At 57.6% G+C, this 15584-nt stretch carries 16 protein-coding genes and 2 pseudogenes; 11 read left to right on the plus strand and 7 right to left on the minus strand.

Going from position 1 to position 15584, the window contains the following annotated elements; genetic code table 11:
* Position 1: 1 nt before the first annotated feature.
* From AACY49_RS27285 to AACY49_RS27295, 3 genes are all read left to right on the plus strand, one after another.
* Positions 2 to 1522, plus strand: coding sequence for an ArnT family glycosyltransferase (locus AACY49_RS27285; protein ID WP_258696567.1), 1521 nt, complete (start codon positions 2 to 4; stop codon positions 1520 to 1522).
* Positions 1519 to 2454: an SdiA-regulated domain-containing protein gene (locus AACY49_RS27290; RefSeq protein ID WP_339527427.1), complete on the plus strand. Its 936-nt coding sequence runs from the start codon at positions 1519 to 1521 to the stop codon at positions 2452 to 2454. Before AACY49_RS27285 ends, AACY49_RS27290 begins: the two co-directional genes overlap by 4 nt.
* 340 nt (positions 2455 to 2794) lie before the next feature.
* Complete coding sequence (locus AACY49_RS27295) at positions 2795 to 3544, plus strand: SDR family oxidoreductase (RefSeq protein WP_339527428.1); 750 nt, start codon at positions 2795 to 2797, stop codon at positions 3542 to 3544.
* Between the two features lies 1 nt (position 3545).
* Here the strand turns inward: AACY49_RS27295 and AACY49_RS27300 are convergent, their stop codons facing one another.
* Positions 3546 to 4907 carry an MATE family efflux transporter gene (locus AACY49_RS27300; RefSeq protein ID WP_339527429.1) on the minus strand — a complete coding sequence of 454 codons (1362 nt, stop codon included), beginning with the start codon at positions 4905 to 4907 and terminating at the stop codon, positions 3546 to 3548.
* 231 nt (positions 4908 to 5138) lie between these two features.
* Here AACY49_RS27300 and AACY49_RS27305 point away from each other — a divergent pair, with 231 nt between their 5' ends.
* Positions 5139 to 6200: a beta family protein gene (locus tag AACY49_RS27305; protein WP_339527430.1), complete on the plus strand. Its 1062-nt coding sequence runs from the start codon at positions 5139 to 5141 to the stop codon at positions 6198 to 6200.
* On the opposite strand, the gene AACY49_RS27310 is transcribed toward AACY49_RS27305, so the two are convergent.
* Complete coding sequence (locus tag AACY49_RS27310; protein WP_339527431.1) at positions 6152 to 6748, minus strand: sce7726 family protein; 597 nt, start codon at positions 6746 to 6748, stop codon at positions 6152 to 6154. The genes AACY49_RS27305 and AACY49_RS27310 overlap by 49 nt on opposite strands.
* Before the next feature lie 222 nt (positions 6749 to 6970).
* Between AACY49_RS27310 and AACY49_RS27315 the strand changes: the two genes are divergently transcribed.
* Positions 6971 to 7243 (plus strand): hypothetical protein, encoded by a 273-nt coding sequence (locus tag AACY49_RS27315; protein ID WP_315866214.1) that lies wholly within the window; start codon positions 6971 to 6973, stop codon positions 7241 to 7243.
* Positions 7244 to 7461: 218 nt separating this feature from the next.
* On the opposite strand, the gene AACY49_RS27320 is transcribed toward AACY49_RS27315, so the two are convergent.
* Positions 7462 to 8391, minus strand: coding sequence for a LysR family transcriptional regulator (locus AACY49_RS27320; protein ID WP_339527432.1), 930 nt, complete (start codon positions 8389 to 8391; stop codon positions 7462 to 7464).
* A 155-nt stretch (positions 8392 to 8546) separates the two neighbouring features.
* Here AACY49_RS27320 and AACY49_RS27325 point away from each other — a divergent pair, with 155 nt between their 5' ends.
* Positions 8547 to 9305, plus strand: coding sequence for a sulfite exporter TauE/SafE family protein (locus tag AACY49_RS27325; protein ID WP_339527433.1), 759 nt, complete (start codon positions 8547 to 8549; stop codon positions 9303 to 9305).
* A gap of 192 nt (positions 9306 to 9497) precedes the next feature.
* Positions 9498 to 9701, plus strand: a pseudogene (locus AACY49_RS27330) (phage infection protein); the annotation flags it as partial.
* 95 nt (positions 9702 to 9796) lie between these two features.
* Here AACY49_RS27330 and AACY49_RS27335 read toward each other — a convergent pair.
* Positions 9797 to 9877 (minus strand): annotated as a pseudogene (locus tag AACY49_RS27335) (arsenate reductase/protein-tyrosine-phosphatase family protein); the annotation flags it as partial.
* A gap of 58 nt (positions 9878 to 9935) precedes the next feature.
* Positions 9936 to 10868, minus strand: a complete 933-nt coding sequence (locus AACY49_RS27340) for a Ppx/GppA family phosphatase (protein ID WP_339527434.1) — start codon at positions 10866 to 10868, stop codon at positions 9936 to 9938.
* A gap of 381 nt (positions 10869 to 11249) precedes the next feature.
* Between AACY49_RS27340 and AACY49_RS27345 the strand changes: the two genes are divergently transcribed.
* Positions 11250 to 11642, plus strand: a complete 393-nt coding sequence (locus AACY49_RS27345) for a VOC family protein (protein ID WP_258696578.1) — start codon at positions 11250 to 11252, stop codon at positions 11640 to 11642.
* Between the two features lie 174 nt (positions 11643 to 11816).
* Complete coding sequence (locus tag AACY49_RS27350; RefSeq protein ID WP_258696579.1) at positions 11817 to 12122, plus strand: panthothenate synthetase; 306 nt, start codon at positions 11817 to 11819, stop codon at positions 12120 to 12122.
* Positions 12123 to 12292: 170 nt separating this feature from the next.
* Here AACY49_RS27350 and AACY49_RS27355 read toward each other — a convergent pair whose 3' ends face one another.
* Positions 12293 to 12682 (minus strand): c-type cytochrome, encoded by a 390-nt coding sequence (locus AACY49_RS27355; RefSeq protein ID WP_258696580.1) that lies wholly within the window; start codon positions 12680 to 12682, stop codon positions 12293 to 12295.
* A 187-nt stretch (positions 12683 to 12869) separates the two neighbouring features.
* Here AACY49_RS27355 and AACY49_RS27360 point away from each other — a divergent pair, with 187 nt between their 5' ends.
* Positions 12870 to 13337: a GNAT family N-acetyltransferase gene (locus AACY49_RS27360; RefSeq protein ID WP_339527435.1), complete on the plus strand. Its 468-nt coding sequence runs from the start codon at positions 12870 to 12872 to the stop codon at positions 13335 to 13337.
* A 40-nt stretch (positions 13338 to 13377) separates the two neighbouring features.
* Here the strand turns inward: AACY49_RS27360 and AACY49_RS27365 are convergent, their stop codons facing one another.
* On the minus strand, positions 13378 to 14343 hold the full coding sequence (locus AACY49_RS27365; RefSeq protein ID WP_258696582.1) for a GlxA family transcriptional regulator: 966 nt from the start codon (positions 14341 to 14343) through the stop codon (positions 13378 to 13380).
* A gap of 106 nt (positions 14344 to 14449) precedes the next feature.
* On the opposite strand from AACY49_RS27365, the gene AACY49_RS27370 reads away from it, so the two are divergent.
* Positions 14450 to 15010, plus strand: coding sequence for a thioesterase family protein (locus AACY49_RS27370; RefSeq protein ID WP_258700755.1), 561 nt, complete (start codon positions 14450 to 14452; stop codon positions 15008 to 15010).
* Positions 15011 to 15584: the final 574 nt, after the last annotated feature.

Raw genomic sequence — 15584 nt, forward strand, 5'->3', positions numbered from 1 at the left:
CATGCGTAAAACCCTGTCGCCCGGCATCGAATGCCTGGGCCTGGTGCTGCTTGCCTTGCTATTGATCGGCGCTGGCCTGGGGCTGCGTCAACCGCAGAACGTGGACGAGGAACGCTTCCTCGGCGTAGCCCTGGAAATGCTGCACAACGGCTCATGGTTCATCCCCCACCGCGCCGCGGAGATCTACGGCGACAAGCCGCCGGTCTTCATGTGGATGGTGGCATTCTTTGCGTGGCTCACCGGCCTGCCCGCCCTCGCCCTGTATATTCCGGGGCTGTTGTCGGCCGCGACGGTCACCGCCGTGGTCTACGACCTGGGCCGCCGGCTGTGGAATCAGCGCATTGGTCGAATAGCGGCGCTGTTGTACCTGGCCACATACCAGACTTACAGCATCCTGCGTACCGGCCAGATCGACAGCCTGTTGATTCTGTTCACGTCCCTGGGCCTGTACGGGCTGGCGCGGCACCTGCTGCTCGGGCCGGCCTGGCGCTGGTTTTATGTGGGTTGCGCCGCCATGGGCATTGGCGTGATCACCAAAGGGGTCGGCTTCGTCCCGGTCCTGATGTTGATTCCGTATGCCTACGCAGTGCGCAAAAACTGGTCCGGCGTGGTGGCCATGCCCGGCCAGAAGCGCAAGTGGTTCCTGGGCTTTGTGGTTGCGCTCGGCGCCATCGCGGTCTGGCTGCTGCCCCTGGCACTGTCCATCGTGCTCAATGGCACCGCGGATGAAATCGCCTATGCGCGGGAAATCCTGTTGCGCCAGACAGCGGCACGCTATGCCGCCGCGTGGGACCATCGCGAACCGTTCTGGTACTTCTTCGTCAACGTGATTCCGCAATACTGGCTGCCGTTGGTGCTAACCCTCCCGTGGCTGGTACCGGCCTGGCGCAAGCAACTGCGCAAGCACGACGGTCGAGTGCTGGTGCTGCTGGGCTGGGTGGTGCTGGTGGTGCTGTTTTTCTGCCTGAGCAGCGGCAAGCGCAAGTTGTACATCTACCCGGCATTGCCAGGGCTGGTGCTGGTGGCGGCGCCGCTGATTCCCTGGCTGCTCAAGCGCTGGTTCGGCAAGCGCCCGCGCGGTATGCGGGTATTCCAGGCGCTGGTGGTGACCTGGTTTGTTCTGTGGTTCGCCCGCGGTTTCATCGAGCCGATCAAGGAAGGCCCCAACCCCCATGAAGCGATCATGGCGCAGGCGGCGACCATGACCCACGGCGCCGATCTGGTGTTGGTCAACTGGCGCGAGGGCCACTGGTTATTCGCCCGGCAGCCGATCGTGCATTTCGGGATGAGCAACTCCTCGGTCGAACAAGCAGCGCAGTGGCTGCGCGAACACCGTGACGCCTACGCCTTGGTCCCGGATGAAGTGCTGGGCCAGTGTTTCAATCCCCAGGCCGCCCATGAGCTGGGCGAAACGTCTCGCGCGCAATGGTCGATCGTGGGCGCCGATGCCGACAACGGCAAATGCCAGCCCGGACAACCCGCAAAGGTCTATCGCTTCAGCTGGAACAAGGACAAGTCATGAGCAAGAAATGGAAGCTGGGACTATTTTTCATTGTTGTACTGCTTGGTGTCTACGCGGTTTCCGCACGTTTCATGGTCCACCAGCAGCTGTATGCGTATGGGAAAAACCTCTGGCATGGTAATCAGGCGCCCGACAAAAATATCTGGCTGCCGGACTATAAAGCCGTTATCCAGGCCAAGCCTGTCGCGGACATCACCAATTTGTCCGGTATCGCCTATGACCCGGACCACGATCGTCTGCTGGGTATCACCAATGGTGCGCCCATGCAGATAGTGGCAATGAGCCGCAACGGCGATCTGCTCGAACGTTACCCGCTGATCGGCTTCCAGGACACCGAAGGCCTTGCTTACATAGGCAACGGACGCGTAGTGATCGCCGATGAAGAGTTGCAGCGACTGTACGTCGTCACCTTGCCGGACAGCCCTGGCCCGATCCACGTGGAGAACGCCCCATTTGTCGCCGTCGAGATCAACCTGAGCGAGCACAACAAAGGCTTTGAAGGCGTGACCTATGATGCGGCCAATGATCGTATCTTCGCGATCAAGGAACGCGATCCGCGGCAGCTGTTTACGGTCACGGGCATGCTGGCGTCCATCGGCGGCCCATTGCAGGTCCGCATCAAGGACTTGACCCACTGGATCGACCATAGCGTCTTCGGCCTGGACCTTTCCGAGGGTTATTACGATCCGCGGACCGGTCACTTGTTGATACTGAGCCAGCAGTCCTACAACGTGACCGAACTGGACCAGAACGGCAACTTCGTCAGCTTCCGCTCCCTGCTCGGCCTGAATGACCTCAAAAAAACCATACCGCAAGCCGAAGGCATGACCATGGACACCTCCGGCGAGCTCTACATTGTGAGCGAGCCCAACCTGTTCTACCGGTTCAGCAAATCGAAGGCTGCTGTGGCGGAGAATCAGCAGAAGCAATAATGGGTTTTGTGCTGGATGGGCTGGCCTCATCGCGAGCAGGCTCGCTTCCACAGGGGATATGCAGTGAATCCACTTTCTGTGATCGCCGCCGATCAAATGTGGGAGCGAGCCTGCTCGCGATGGGGCCCGCAAAAACACCCTCCAACTTCCGGCCACACCACCGGAGTAACGGCGGTTGCGACCACCTACCGGACAACTTCCCGACCCTTGCGCCATTGAGCAGATTCCGGGGCTTTAATGGTTGCAGGACTCCAAGCCAGCCCCCCAACCCGACCAGAAAAACGACGCTCAAGCGGGGCTGACACACCGCACCCACTGCGAACGCATCGGGAGACTCGTCATGAAAATCGTCGTGATTGGCGGTACTGGGCTGATCGGCAGGCAGCTCTGCAAAAACCTGCAAGACCTGGGGCATGAAACCCTGGCCGCGTCACCGAGCACCGGCGTCAACGCCCTCACCGGCGAGGGATTGCAAGAGGCCTTGCAAGGCGCCGACGTGGTGGTCGACGTGGCCAACTCGCCCTCCTTCGAAGACGCTGCCGTGCTCGAGTTCTTCGAAACCTCCGGGCGTAACCTGCTCGCCGCCGAAAAAGCCGTCGGGGTCAAACACCATGTCGCGCTGTCGGTGGTCGGCACCGAGCGCATGCTCGACAGCGGTTACTTCCGGGCGAAAATGGCCCAGGAAACACTCATCAAGGACTCAGGCATTCCCTACACCCTGCTGCGGGCCACGCAGTTCTTCGAGTTCATCGGGGCCATTTCGTACTCGGGCGTGCAGGACGGCGACACCGTGCGGTTGACCTCCGCCGCGTTGCAACCGATTGCCGCATTCGATGTCGCGACGGCGCTGGCGAAGATCGCCGTGCAAGCGCCGAGCAATAACACCTTGGAAGTGGCCGGGCCTGAGCGCTGGCCGCTGGTGGAGTTCGTGCGCTTGTTCTTGCAACACACCAACGACCCGCGCCAGGCCCAACCGGACGACGCGGTCCCCTACTTCGGCGCGCCGATCGATGACCACTCGCTGACGCCAGGAGAACACCCCATCGTCGGGCCGACGCGCTTCGAAACCTGGCTCAAGAGCAACACGTGACCTACACCAACCGCTCAATCTTCTGATGCTGCCAGACCATTTTGTAATACAGCGTCTGCAGCATCAGCATACCCAGATACGCCACCGGAAACGCCATCCACACCCCTTGCAAGCCAAAGCGCGCATCCAGCAGATAAGCCATCGGCAACTGCACCCCGACCACGCAAACGATCGAAACCACCACCGGCACCAACACCGTGCCGCTGGCGCGCATGATGCCGCCGACGATCGCCTGGAAGCCAAACACCAGCAGGCTCCAGAGCATGATGTGCAGCAAGTGCTCCGCCATCGCCCGGGTGGAATCCTCCGTGAGGAACAACCCCAGCAACCAGTGCGACAACAGATAACCCAACACCACCAAACCACCGGTCAGGCACACGTTGATCAACAGCCCGGTGCGCAGAATCGGCCCCATGCGCTCGATGCGCCCGGCGCCGATGGCCTGCGCGCCGAGGATCGACGCCGTGATCGCAATCGACAACGCCGGGAACTGCACGTAATTGACGATCTGCGTCACCGCCCCGTACGCCGCCGTCGCCTGGGAACCGTGCTGGTTCACCAGCGCCAAAATCACCAGCTCCGACAACGACAACACCACCATCTGCAACCCCGTGGGCAAACCGATGCGCAACACCTTGCCGAGGATCGCCAGATCCAGCCGCATCGCCCCAAACATCTCCCGATCCGGCGCCAACGGATGCCCCTTGCGAAGCAACCGCCACGCCAACCACCCCATCGCCGACAAGTTACCCACCAACCCCGCCCACGCCGCACTCTGAATCCCCAGCGGCGGCAACCCCAACCACCCGAGAATCAACGCCGGCGTCAGCGCCAGCCCCACACACGTCGACACCACCAACGCCAACAGCGGCGACACCGTGTCACTCACCCCGCGCAGCAACTGCGTGAACAACACAAACACCAACAACGACGGCAAGATCCACATCATCACATGCGCATACGCCACCGCATCGTCCAGCACATCCGCCGGCGTACCCAAGCCCTGCAACGCGTGCCGGGCGAACACACTGCCCAACACCGCCGCCACCAACCCGATCATCGCCCCCAACAGCAACGTCGAACCGGCGATGGCCTTGACCAAGTGCGGCTCGCGAGCGCCCCAGGCTTGGCCAATCAGAACCCCAGCGCCAGCGCCGAGGCCGATGACCAAGGCGATGAAGAAGAACACCACGGGGAACATGCCGGATACCGCCGCTAACGCCTGGGTGCCGAGCATTTGGCCGATGTAGATGCTGTTGATCGTGCCGGACATGGACTGGAGGAAGTTGGAGAGGACCATGGGCGCGAGGAACAGGAGGTAGGTTTGCCAGAGGGGGTGGGATTGGGTGGCGGGGGTTTGCATGAGTAGAAAAATCTCGGATGAGGGTAGGACGTTACGCAATCGGGGGATTGTAAATGGATTTACACAAGCATGAATGAATGTAACTGATGCCTTGAAATGTATTTTTTATTTCGTGTAGAAAATCTAACCAGAAATACGCGGATACATCACATAGACCCAGGCATCGAAAAAGGTATCTACGCTCAATCCACCTCTAGTCGAGTTACGCTCCACCACCAAAGGAAGGTACACATGCTTTACATACCGTGTATGAAGGTAGGTCAAAACGATGTAAAGGCACTGATAAATCTTGAAGAAAATCGTAAAGAATTAGTATCACCACTTCTAAACATGAGAGGCAAAGAACGCAACCTTAATGATTTCCTTGTGGGATGGGGCAACCACCCTTATTTGATGGACATATCCAGATCCCCACAAGACATCGCCGACGAGGTTATAGCAGAAAGAGACTTGCACAACCCTGCCAATCACTTCGAAAACAAACGAATTTGGCTCACCGAATTAAAAACCCAAAACAACTCACTAATACCAGTTGTATCCTGGCTGAACACAGACAACTCCCGAGACGTCATACAACAAGCAAGACTATTATTAACAGAGTTTGAAACCATCGCCATCAGAATTATTTGCACTCCCGAGATAACAGGAGCTAGCTGGGACAGGGCAATCAGCATTCTTGACGCCATACCAAACCCAGAAAACATAATTGCAATCCTAGACTTTGGAGACAGGTCGCCAATATCCACCATTAACGGTGGCACACTCGACCATAGCTTATCCACCCTGGACAGTTACGGGGTTCATAGCGTTACTCTTGTTAGTTCATCCTTCCCGAGCCAGAAACCTCAGTCAGGAAGTTCCAGCACGGCTATTTGCTACGACATAGTTTGGCAAGCAGAAGCAAAACAACTGAACGGCGCGATAAATTTAATTTATGGCGATTACGCTGGCACAAATCCTGGTGCCGCTGTGGAATATATTCCCGGCATGGCAGTCATCCCTTTTGCTAGTTATTACGCACCTAATGAATGGTGGTTGAAGCGGCTAGGAAGAGATAAAGAATTTGAAAACTACGTTCAATTAGCAAGAGACATTCGTCAGTTGCCCGACTACCATGGCGATGACTTTTGCTGGGCGACCAGAGAGTATGGGCGGATTAGCCAAACAAATGAGAAATATGGGAATAATGGGGTATGGAACGGCCTAAGAGCTAACCAGCATATTTGTGCAACGCTCCAATTCCTTCAGCATGAAGATGATGGCGACAATATTTCCATCGATGACATGGTCTGACCTTGAGAGTAACGAACCTTCAACCTAGTTAAAACCTTGTCTCGTATAAGGTCCCACTCTAGCGCCTCGGCCACTTCGAGGCGCACTTCTTTGATCTTCATAACGCTTTTCGTTTCAAGCTGAAACTCCTTACAAATTTCATCTAACTCCGAGCGCCACAAAAGTCCTGTAAGTGTAAATTTATCGCGCAATTTGTTGTTCGTTGCTTTCCTGACCACAGCAATAGTTCCAAGGTCATCAACCACAAGAATTCCGACGCTCCGATGTGTTACGCCGAACGCTTTCTCTATGTGTTTGGAATGACAGCAAAGCCAAACCTGATCAAAACAACTGAGATACGCATCTTGCTGCCCTTCCCATCGGGACAAGCTATCTGAGGCTGATTTTATTTCGAACGCCGTTAGCTGACCGTTGGCATGCACAAGATCTGCGCGCCTAGCTTTGTTGATGAAGCAAAGCTCCCCAATGAAGACATCGTCCTCAGCATGAGGCATGGTCTTGGCGACCCATTTTTTGAGCAGTTCGCGGATATGATCTGGATTGTGCATGGCACAGGAGTATAGCTTCTCTCTCCTCTGAAACCTATGCGGCATATGATTCCAAAAGACGCAAAGAAGGGTTTGTCTATCACTTCCTACACCAATCGCAGCCCCCTGCACCTTGCCCCCTAGCCCATTGATGTTTATAGTCCGCCCGTCGCCCAAATGGCGACCAGGTTTGGCGACCTGCCGATCGGATCAGTCCTTTAACCCTGATTCGGAGTTTCACCGATGGATAGATACATGCCCCTCACCGGAATCGACCTGATCCCGGCCTCCCTGCTCATCGACACCCAAGCCCCACTCGACGTCCTGCAAGCCATGGCCGACTACCGCATCCGCACGGTCACGCAGGTGTTGGAAAACATCGCCTTCCGCGCCGAGATCGGTTGCGACACGGTGGTGCTGTCGGACTTTGCCAAACTGCTGGCCATTCCGCTGCGCGATGGCTGTGACTTGATGGATGTGATCGGCAGACGCTTGCGGGCGCAGGCGACGGAGTAAACGAAAACGGGTTCCTGGGTGGCCAATGCCAGTCAGTTAAGGCGCGGAACCTGTGGGAGCGGGCTTGCTCGCGAAAGCGGTGTGTCAGGCGACATCAATGCCGACTGACACTCCCTCTTCGCGAGCAAGCCCGCTCCCACAGGGGTTGCGCTTAACTGACTGGCATTAGCCTGAGTGGCGCCCGTTTTTTGTGTCCGCGAATCGTGATGCGTCGCCGCCTAAAGCATCCGCACACGCTTTCGATCAAGGCTCTCACCAACGCCACGGATCATCTCCAACAACGACTTCACCCGCAGCGGCAGATTCCCGGCCGGGTACACCGCGTGCATCTGCGGGCTCTCACCGCTGCTGGAGGTGAGTTTGTACTCGGGACAGACCCGGAGCAGGCGCCCCGCTTCCACTTCGGGCTCCGCCAGCCAGTCCGCCAGGCGGGCGATGCCGAGGCCCGCCAGGGCCGCCTGGAACACCGCCGAACCGGAGTTGAAGCGAAACTTGGGATGAGCCCGAAAGCTGATGGCCTGCGCCTCACTGCGAAAATTCCACTCTTTGAGAATCCGCGGTGCCGTGTGCAGGATCAGTGAGTGCGCCTCCAGCGCCTCAATGGAGTCGGGCATTCCGCGCCGCTCCAGATACCCGGGGCTGGCGTACAGGTAACGTGAATAACTCCAGAGCGGAAAGCCGATCAGGTCACTGGATTGCGGATACCCACCACGAATCGAGAAGTCCAGCTTGTTCTTGGCCGGGTCGACGATCTCATCGGTGAAAATCACATCGACGTTCACATCTGGATAACGCTCGGCGTACTGCGCGATCAGCCGGGGCAATACGCCGTGGCCAAGGAACTCGGGGGCGGAAAAGCGGACCCAGCCGTAGGCCTGGCCGCTGATGCCGGCCAGGTCTTCATCCGCCTCACGTTGCAGATCCAGCATTTTGTAGGCGTGGGGCAACAAGCGCTCACCCGCCTCGGTCAAGCTCACGGCATTGGAGGAGCGATTGAGCAACTTGATCCCGACACTTTCCTCCAGGGCTTGAACGGCACGGGTCAGCGCGCTGGGGGAGCGCCCCAGAGTACGTGCCGCCGCGACGAAGCTGCGCTTGCGAGCCACCGTCGCGAAGGCTTCAAGTTCCCCCAACATATCCAATGCCATGCGCCACCTCGTTGCACTTTTCACAACGTGGCATTGCAACACATTAAAAGCCCTTCCGTTAACCTTCCTGCTCAAGGACGCAGGCAAGCCGATGCGATGAAACACGTAGAAGCCGCCGGACGCTCACCCACCCTTCATCGTCAGAGCCTGATTTCATGGTCGATATTATTATCCTTTGCGTGTTCGCCTTCTCCGCCGGCCTGATCGATGCGGCGGTGGGCGGCGGCGGACTGATCCAGATTCCCGCGCTGTTCAACGTGCTGCCCACGGCACAACCGGCGGCGCTGCTGGGGACCAACAAGGTTGCGGCAGCCTGCGGCACCGCATTCGCGGCCCGGTCCTTCGTGCGCAAGGTGGTGATCAACTGGAGCCTGGTGATCCCCGCCGCCTGTGCGGCGTTTGTCATGTCCTTCTTCGGTGCGGCCACGGTGTCGTTCGTCCCCCAGTCGGTGATCCGGCCGGCGGTGCTGGTGTTGATCGTGCTGATGGCGATCTACACCTTCTGGAAAAAGGACTTCGGCGCTCTGCACAAACCCATGCACATCGGTACCAGGGAAAAACTGCTGGCGATCAGCATCGGCGGTGCCATCGGCTTCTACGACGGACTGTTCGGGCCCGGCACTGGCAGCTTTCTGATCTTCCTGTTCATCCGCTGCTTCGCCTTCGACTTCCTGCACGCCTCGGCGTCGGCCAAGCTGGTGAACATCGCGACCAACGTAGCGGCGCTGATGTTCTTCATTCCGACGGGTAACGTGCTCTACCTGATCGCCATCCCCATGGCGGCATTCAACATTTTGGGCGCACTGACCGGCACCTGGCTGGCGGTTCATAAAGGCGTGCCCTTTGTCCGGGCGCTGTTCCTGGTGTTGCTGCTGATCCTGATCGGCAAACTGTCCTATGACCTGTTCGTGTAAACCTGAGGAAAACAGCCCGCATCCAATGTTCGATGGGTGTGGGCCCATGACGCGTGGACGCGGCATTTTCCCACCACGTTTCAACCATTGCTCGCGTCGATAGTCACCATCACTTCAATGAAGTTCTCATAAAAAATCCTCGGCGTAACATCCGCTCCATACCCAACCCATAACACCCCGGAGCACACCATCATGAAACGCCAAACTCTTCTCGGCATCGCTTTCTCGGTTTTTGCAGTTAACGCTTTCGCCGCGTCTTCTACTCACCCGGTCGTCGCTGAAGGCGGCTCGGATCGTCTGATTGAAAACCGCGTTGCTGAAGGTGGCTCGGATCGTCTGATCGAGAATCGCGTCGCTGAAGGTGGCTCGGATCGTCTGATCGAAAACCGCGCAGCATGAATGAGTGGCTTTACCGCAACACTCGACCAAAGAACCCGGCCTCATCAGCCGGGTTTTTTCATGCGTTTTTTTGCCCGACTGAATCGTCAAATGTGCCGAAGCAACGCTTCGGCCATCAGTGAGCGAACGTCATTTTTTGCGCAAACGAACAGAACCCGGAGTTTGTCAGCCATCACGTCCTCACACCTGTTTGATCCGAATAGCACAGCTTTTTTATTGAAGCATCTTCATTCAGTGCCTGGACATCAGGCCATGAAGAACGCCCAACCTTAAGCCCGGCTCGGAAGGACTCATATGCGAGATGCCGAATACCTTGAACGCCGCCAGCATGAGCACCAGACCACCGGGCAAGACACTCAGGCGATGGGGTGGCAAGCCCGCCAATTTGAGTTGTTTAACATGCCCCGCTTCCAGCAGACGCAACGACAAGCGCAACAGACCGCCGTAGGTGATACCGCTTTGACCATCGTCATTCAAGCCATTGGCCTTGAGCACTTTGGCCAGCATCCGTGCGGTGCCTGAAGAGCCGATAGTCTGCTGCCAACCCATTGCACGATAACGACGGGTAACTTTTTCAAACTGTAGAGTGGCCACTCGCTCAGCCTCCAGGAGCGCCTGAGCCGTGATACACCCCCCCTGAAAGTAACGAGTGCCAAGAGTGCCGCTGCCAATGGCAATGCTCTCGGTCAACAGGGGCTGCGTGCCCTGCCCCAGAATCAATTCTGTGGAGCCGCCGCCGATATCCACGACCAGTCGCATACTCTCTGTGCCGGGTATCGTATGGGCAACACCGGCGTACACCAGTCGAGCCTCTTCATGCCCAGAGATGACGTCTATACAAAAACCCAGATGCCGCTCCGCGCTGGTCAAAAATAATTGAGCATTGTCAGCTTCGCGCACGGCACTGGTCGCCACTGCCCGCACACGCCCCGCCTCGAAGCCGCGCAGTTTTTTGCCAAACCGCGCGAGTGCCTGCCATCCCCGATCCAGCGCCAACTCGTCCAGCGCCCCGCCCTGAAACCCCTCCGCCAAACGGACAGGCTCACGCAGGGTTTTCACTTCCTGGATCACGAACCCCTGATTACGCCTGACCGACTGGCCAATCATCATGCGAAACGCATTGGACCCCAGGTCAATGGCCGCAAACAGGGAGGCGTCTTTCATAGGGGGGATTCCTGGCAAATTCATCGGCCCGCAGACGGAGTTCCGCTGAGCGCTCAAGACGGTTTGCGAGGATGTTGCCATTAGGTCGATGACACGAAGATGACACCCTCTGAATACACTTCAGCCGCCGCATTGTTCAGCGCCAGTATCTCTGCAACGAACTAGTCTGCGAATGACATGCCGTCATCTCACTGAAACAGGACGGACACGAGCTTAGTAAAAGCGTGGATCGCCAAAATCAGGACACTGCTTGAAAACAGCTACGCGCCATCAGCGCCCACTCGAAAGAAAGATGCTGTGAGCGCTTTAAAACGGACAACAAATTTACAGAACAATCTGCTAGATTCGCCACTCATTTGACGCGACAAGGAATGCCCGCTCATGAAATTTGGCTACATGATCATCTACGTCCCGGACGTTGTTGCCTCACTCCAGTTCTTTTCGTCAGCCTTCGGGCTTGGCGTTCGCTTCCTCCATGAATCCAACACCTACGGCGAACTCGAAACGGGAGAAACCGCGCTGGCATTCGCCGCCGATGAACTGGCTGCGATGAACTTCAGCACCGGCCATGTCTCGGCGCACTCTTCCCCCAAACCACTCGGAATCGAAGTCGGTCTGGTGACCGAGGACGTTCCGGCGGCGCATGCCAGAGCGTTGAAGGCGGGCGCCGTCGAAATCTCTGCGCCAGGCGCCAAACCCTGGGGACAAATCGTCTCCTACGTTCGATGCCCTGACGGAACACTTGTGGAACTCTGCACGCCGGTAAAGCAGTAAGTGGGGATCGGTGAGTCGGCATCGTCTCTACAGTAACGACCGTCCGTAACCCTGCACCGACGACCTCTCACCCTTCGCTATTCTTAACCACACACCGCGGGCACGGCTTGCGGCATCAACACCAGGAGTAAGGATCCGGGTAAGGAGCGCGCCACATCAACAGAGTATCGAATAATGAAAATGCTACTGATGGTCGAATTCCCCCATGAGCCTTTCAACGCGTTTGTCAGGTCCGGGAAGGTCGGCGAAATCATGAACCGCATCCTGGACACCATTAAGCCCGAGGCGGCTTATTTCACTGAGCAAGATGGCATGCGAAGTGGAATTTTCCTGATCGATATCGTGGATCCCTCCGAAATACCCGGATATGCGGAACCCTTCTTCCTCAACTTCCAGGCCAACTGCAAGTTCCGTGTGGTCATGAACCCGCAGGACCTGCAAAACGCCGGTCTGGAGGAACTCGGAAAAGCGTGGGCGTGAACCACAATCAATGACTGAGAAACCTGTGGAGAGGGAGCTTGCTCCCGCTTGACCGGGCTGGCGCACCAGTGCGTAGCACTCACAAAAATCGGCAATGATTGTCAGATTTTGGGGCCGTTGCGCGCCCAGCGCGAGCAAGCTCGCTCGCCACAAAGGTAGGCATGCACCGATTATTGCGGCTGAAATGTCTGAAGGTAGGCCAACAGGTTTTCGATCTTTTCCGGATCGCTGAGGCCCCAGAAAATCATGCGGGTGCCGGGGACCACGTCCTTTGGAGCTTCGATGTAGGCGGTGAGTGTTTCGCGGGCCCAGACGACGCCTGATGATTTCATGGCGGATGAGTACTGGTAGTCCGTCGTGCTTCCCGCAGGGCGCCCGAAAATGCCATTGAGCTGCGGGCCGAAAGAACCCCTCGCCGAACTCCCGACTTGATGGCAGCCGCCGCAGATTCGCTTAAACAGCTTCTCACCCGCCTCAACATCTCCCGCCGCGTCTGCTTGCAGGCTGAATAACCCTGTATTGAGCATCAAGGCGAAGGTGAGTACGGCGGCGTGTTTCATGTTCGGCTCCAAATCGAGTGTTGCGGACAACAAAAGCGGGCGGCTATTTCATCATGACTGGCGTCTACACCGAAGCCTTGAAGCCAATCTATAACTCTCTTTGCTCCTTTTCAGCGACGAAGCACTCTTCGCCGAGCCGGTGCACGCTCTATGCTGGCTCCCCGTGATGATAATTAGAGCGCAGACGATGTCCGTCATACCTGATCAAAATTCTCCAGTCACGTTGGTCGCGGCTCAACCCGCCGACCTGGACAATCTTGTGGCCATTCGAATTGAGGCCATGCGCGAAAGTCTGGAGCGTGTTGGGCGATTTGATCCGGTACGTGCCCGTGAACGCTTTCTCAACGGTTTTGATCCCCGTAACACGCGTCACATCGAGCTGGCCGGTGTGCGGATTGGTTTTATTGTGGTCAAGCCTCACCTGAACGAACTGCTGCTTGACCACTTGTATGTGCGACCGAGTGCTCAGGGATCAGGTGTAGGCTCTGCTGTCCTCGAACAGATTTTCAAAGAAGCGGACGCCGCCGCGCTCCCTATCAGAGTGGGCGCGCTCAAAGAGAGCGCTTCGAATCGGTTTTACATCCGTCATGGCTTCCAGTTCGTCGAAAGCGGCGAGTTCGACAATTACTATGTTCGTCCGGGCGCTGCGCCTTGACGCCGGTTTTTACACAGCCTCGACCAGCAGTGGATGTCGCTCAACCCACGCTCGCTTGAAACTTCTTTCGGTAAGCCGCCGGAAGCAGGCCCACTCGCTGCCGAAAAAGCCTGCGAAACGAGTTGCCATCTTCGTAGCCCACTTTGTACGTGATGCTGTCCAGGGTCATTCGTGTGGACTCGAGCAGCTGCTTTGCCCGCTCCAGACGTAGCGTTTGCAGATAGGTCAGCGGCGTGTAACCGGTGGCTTCCTTGAAACGCCTCTTGAAGTTCCTGACGCCAAACCCGAATCGCTCGGCCAAGTCATCGATCAGCAGCGGCTGATGGAAATGATCCTCCAGCCACGTTTGAACCCGCAGGATGTCACTGTCCCCATGGTGCTTGGGCAGTGACCACATGACATAGACCGATTGCTCGCTGCGCACGTTGTCGACCAGCAGGTATTTGCCACACTTCTGCGCCAGTTCCAGTGACGCGAACCGGCGGATCAGATGCAGCAACAGATCCATGGCGGCCGTCGCGCCGCCGCAGGTGATCAGGCGATTGTCCTCGCAGAGGATCTGCGCCTCCTCCAGGCAGGCCTGTGAATACCGGCGCCGAAAAAAATCGGCAAAGGCCCAGTGCGTGGTGACACGAATGCCGTCCAGCATGCCCGCTTCGGCCAGCATGAACGTTGCCGTACACATGGAAGCCACAACGGCACCTTGCGCGTGCTGTTGACGCAGCCACGGTCCATAACCGGGAAATGCCGGCAAGGCGTCCTTCAGTGTGAAGAGGAACCCCGGGATCACCACCAGATCGGTTCGGGAAATGTCGGCGATGGATTGGTCCACGTGCAGCGTCTGCCCTCCCCATCCGGCGACGTCACCGCCATCCAGTGAGGCGGCAACCACATTGAACGGCGCGCTGGCGGTGTCGGCGAACAGGTTGGCGGCACTGAGCACTTCCAGCGCCAAGGTGGCGCTGGCGGCGGAACATTGATCAGCCAGTAGCAGGGTGACGTGCATGAATGATCCCGATTGCGCTTTTCGCATGAAAAAAGTCATTTGTGCACCTACCTTATCCGATTTCTCCCCCCTAAAGTGCACCGGTCATTCAACCCTCGGCATCCTTATGAATCTCTGGTTTCGACTTATCCTCATGCTGTTTCGTCGCCCCTGGCGCAAGCCGGTAGACGCCCTGGCCACCACCGTCATCCGCCTGCGCGTCTGGCCGCTCGACCTCGACCTCAACCGGCACGTCACCAATGGCCGCTATTTCACCCTGGCCGATATAGGCCGCATGGATTTCGTCCTGCGCAGCGGCGCTTACCGCGTGGCTTTGCGCAACAAGGCAGTACCGATCGTTGGGGATACCTGGGGCAAGTTTCGTCGTGAGCTGAAGGTGTTCGAATCGTTCGAGATTCACACCAAAATGCTCGGCTGGGACGATAAATGGAGCTTTATGGAACACCGCTTCGTGAGCAAAGGGCGAGTGATTGGCGTCGTCATCATGCGGGGGCTGTTCCGCTCGGCCAAAGGCACGGTTGCATCTACAGAGATCGTCAGGGATCTGGGATTGGCCGAACAGTCACCCGAGATGTCGATGTGGCTGACGGCCTGGTCGCAAAGCTGCGACGACATGAGCCGTCAGCTGCGTGGGGAAGAAGGCCTGGTTGCCCAACCGCCCCTCTGATCAAGCGCAAGCCCTTGTAAGAGCGGGCTTGTGTGGCGAGGGAGCTTGCTCCCGCTCGGCTGCGAAGCAGTCGTAAGCCCTTTGCATGCGGTTTAACTTTGAAATGCCAGGGTCGCTGCGCGACCCAACGGGAGCAAGCTCCCTCGCCACACAAGCCCGCACACACTTTTGAACTGCATTGCCCCAGTTATTTGGGCCCGACATAGACCCCCTTGCGTGAGCGAGTCTGCTCGCGATGAGGCCATCGCCCTGGCTGGCGTCGATGCAGCAACAGCAACACCGTCTGCCTGGGCCATCTCGGGTTTTTCCTCTACGCCCTCCCCGTTCAGCGCCTTGTTCATCTTTACCGTGTCCAGCGCCTTGACCCTCGCGTCTATCCGCTCAGAGGCAGAGCCGCCCCCCTCTGTTTCCTTTGAGCCAGCCGCCTCTTTCTTCATGATGGTTATCTGTAGTGGTCAACTAATTCCGGACACCTCGATAGGAGGTTTAGACGCCATTGCCCGTTCGTAAACGGTCGGTGGCAGATATCCCAGTTTCGAGTGCAGCCGCTCGTTGTTGTAAAACCCAACGATGT

The organism is Pseudomonas sp. EL_65y_Pfl2_R96, from assembly GCF_963970905.1.
In the GTDB taxonomy this organism is placed as follows: domain Bacteria; phylum Pseudomonadota; class Gammaproteobacteria; order Pseudomonadales; family Pseudomonadaceae; genus Aquipseudomonas.

What these genes read in the sequence shown, in the direction of transcription:
- AACY49_RS27285 (WP_258696567.1), top strand. Translation starts at nt 2, where the DNA reads ATGCGTAAAACCCTGTCGCCCGGCATCGAATGCCTGGGCCTGGTGCTG.
- AACY49_RS27290 (WP_339527427.1), top strand. Translation starts at nt 1,519, where the DNA reads ATGAGCAAGAAATGGAAGCTGGGACTATTTTTCATTGTTGTACTGCTT.
- AACY49_RS27295 (WP_339527428.1), top strand. Translation starts at nt 2,795, where the DNA reads ATGAAAATCGTCGTGATTGGCGGTACTGGGCTGATCGGCAGGCAGCTC.
- AACY49_RS27300 (WP_339527429.1), bottom strand. Translation starts at nt 4,907, where the DNA reads ATGCAAACCCCCGCCACCCAATCCCACCCCCTCTGGCAAACCTACCTC.
- AACY49_RS27305 (WP_339527430.1), top strand. Translation starts at nt 5,139, where the DNA reads ATGCTTTACATACCGTGTATGAAGGTAGGTCAAAACGATGTAAAGGCA.
- AACY49_RS27310 (WP_339527431.1), bottom strand. Translation starts at nt 6,748, where the DNA reads ATGCACAATCCAGATCATATCCGCGAACTGCTCAAAAAATGGGTCGCC.
- AACY49_RS27315 (WP_315866214.1), top strand. Translation starts at nt 6,971, where the DNA reads ATGGATAGATACATGCCCCTCACCGGAATCGACCTGATCCCGGCCTCC.
- AACY49_RS27320 (WP_339527432.1), bottom strand. Translation starts at nt 8,391, where the DNA reads ATGGCATTGGATATGTTGGGGGAACTTGAAGCCTTCGCGACGGTGGCT.
- AACY49_RS27325 (WP_339527433.1), top strand. Translation starts at nt 8,547, where the DNA reads ATGGTCGATATTATTATCCTTTGCGTGTTCGCCTTCTCCGCCGGCCTG.
- AACY49_RS27340 (WP_339527434.1), bottom strand. Translation starts at nt 10,868, where the DNA reads ATGAAAGACGCCTCCCTGTTTGCGGCCATTGACCTGGGGTCCAATGCG.
- AACY49_RS27345 (WP_258696578.1), top strand. Translation starts at nt 11,250, where the DNA reads ATGAAATTTGGCTACATGATCATCTACGTCCCGGACGTTGTTGCCTCA.
- AACY49_RS27350 (WP_258696579.1), top strand. Translation starts at nt 11,817, where the DNA reads ATGAAAATGCTACTGATGGTCGAATTCCCCCATGAGCCTTTCAACGCG.
- AACY49_RS27355 (WP_258696580.1), bottom strand. Translation starts at nt 12,682, where the DNA reads ATGAAACACGCCGCCGTACTCACCTTCGCCTTGATGCTCAATACAGGG.
- AACY49_RS27360 (WP_339527435.1), top strand. Translation starts at nt 12,870, where the DNA reads ATGTCCGTCATACCTGATCAAAATTCTCCAGTCACGTTGGTCGCGGCT.
- AACY49_RS27365 (WP_258696582.1), bottom strand. Translation starts at nt 14,343, where the DNA reads ATGCACGTCACCCTGCTACTGGCTGATCAATGTTCCGCCGCCAGCGCC.
- AACY49_RS27370 (WP_258700755.1), top strand. Translation starts at nt 14,450, where the DNA reads ATGAATCTCTGGTTTCGACTTATCCTCATGCTGTTTCGTCGCCCCTGG.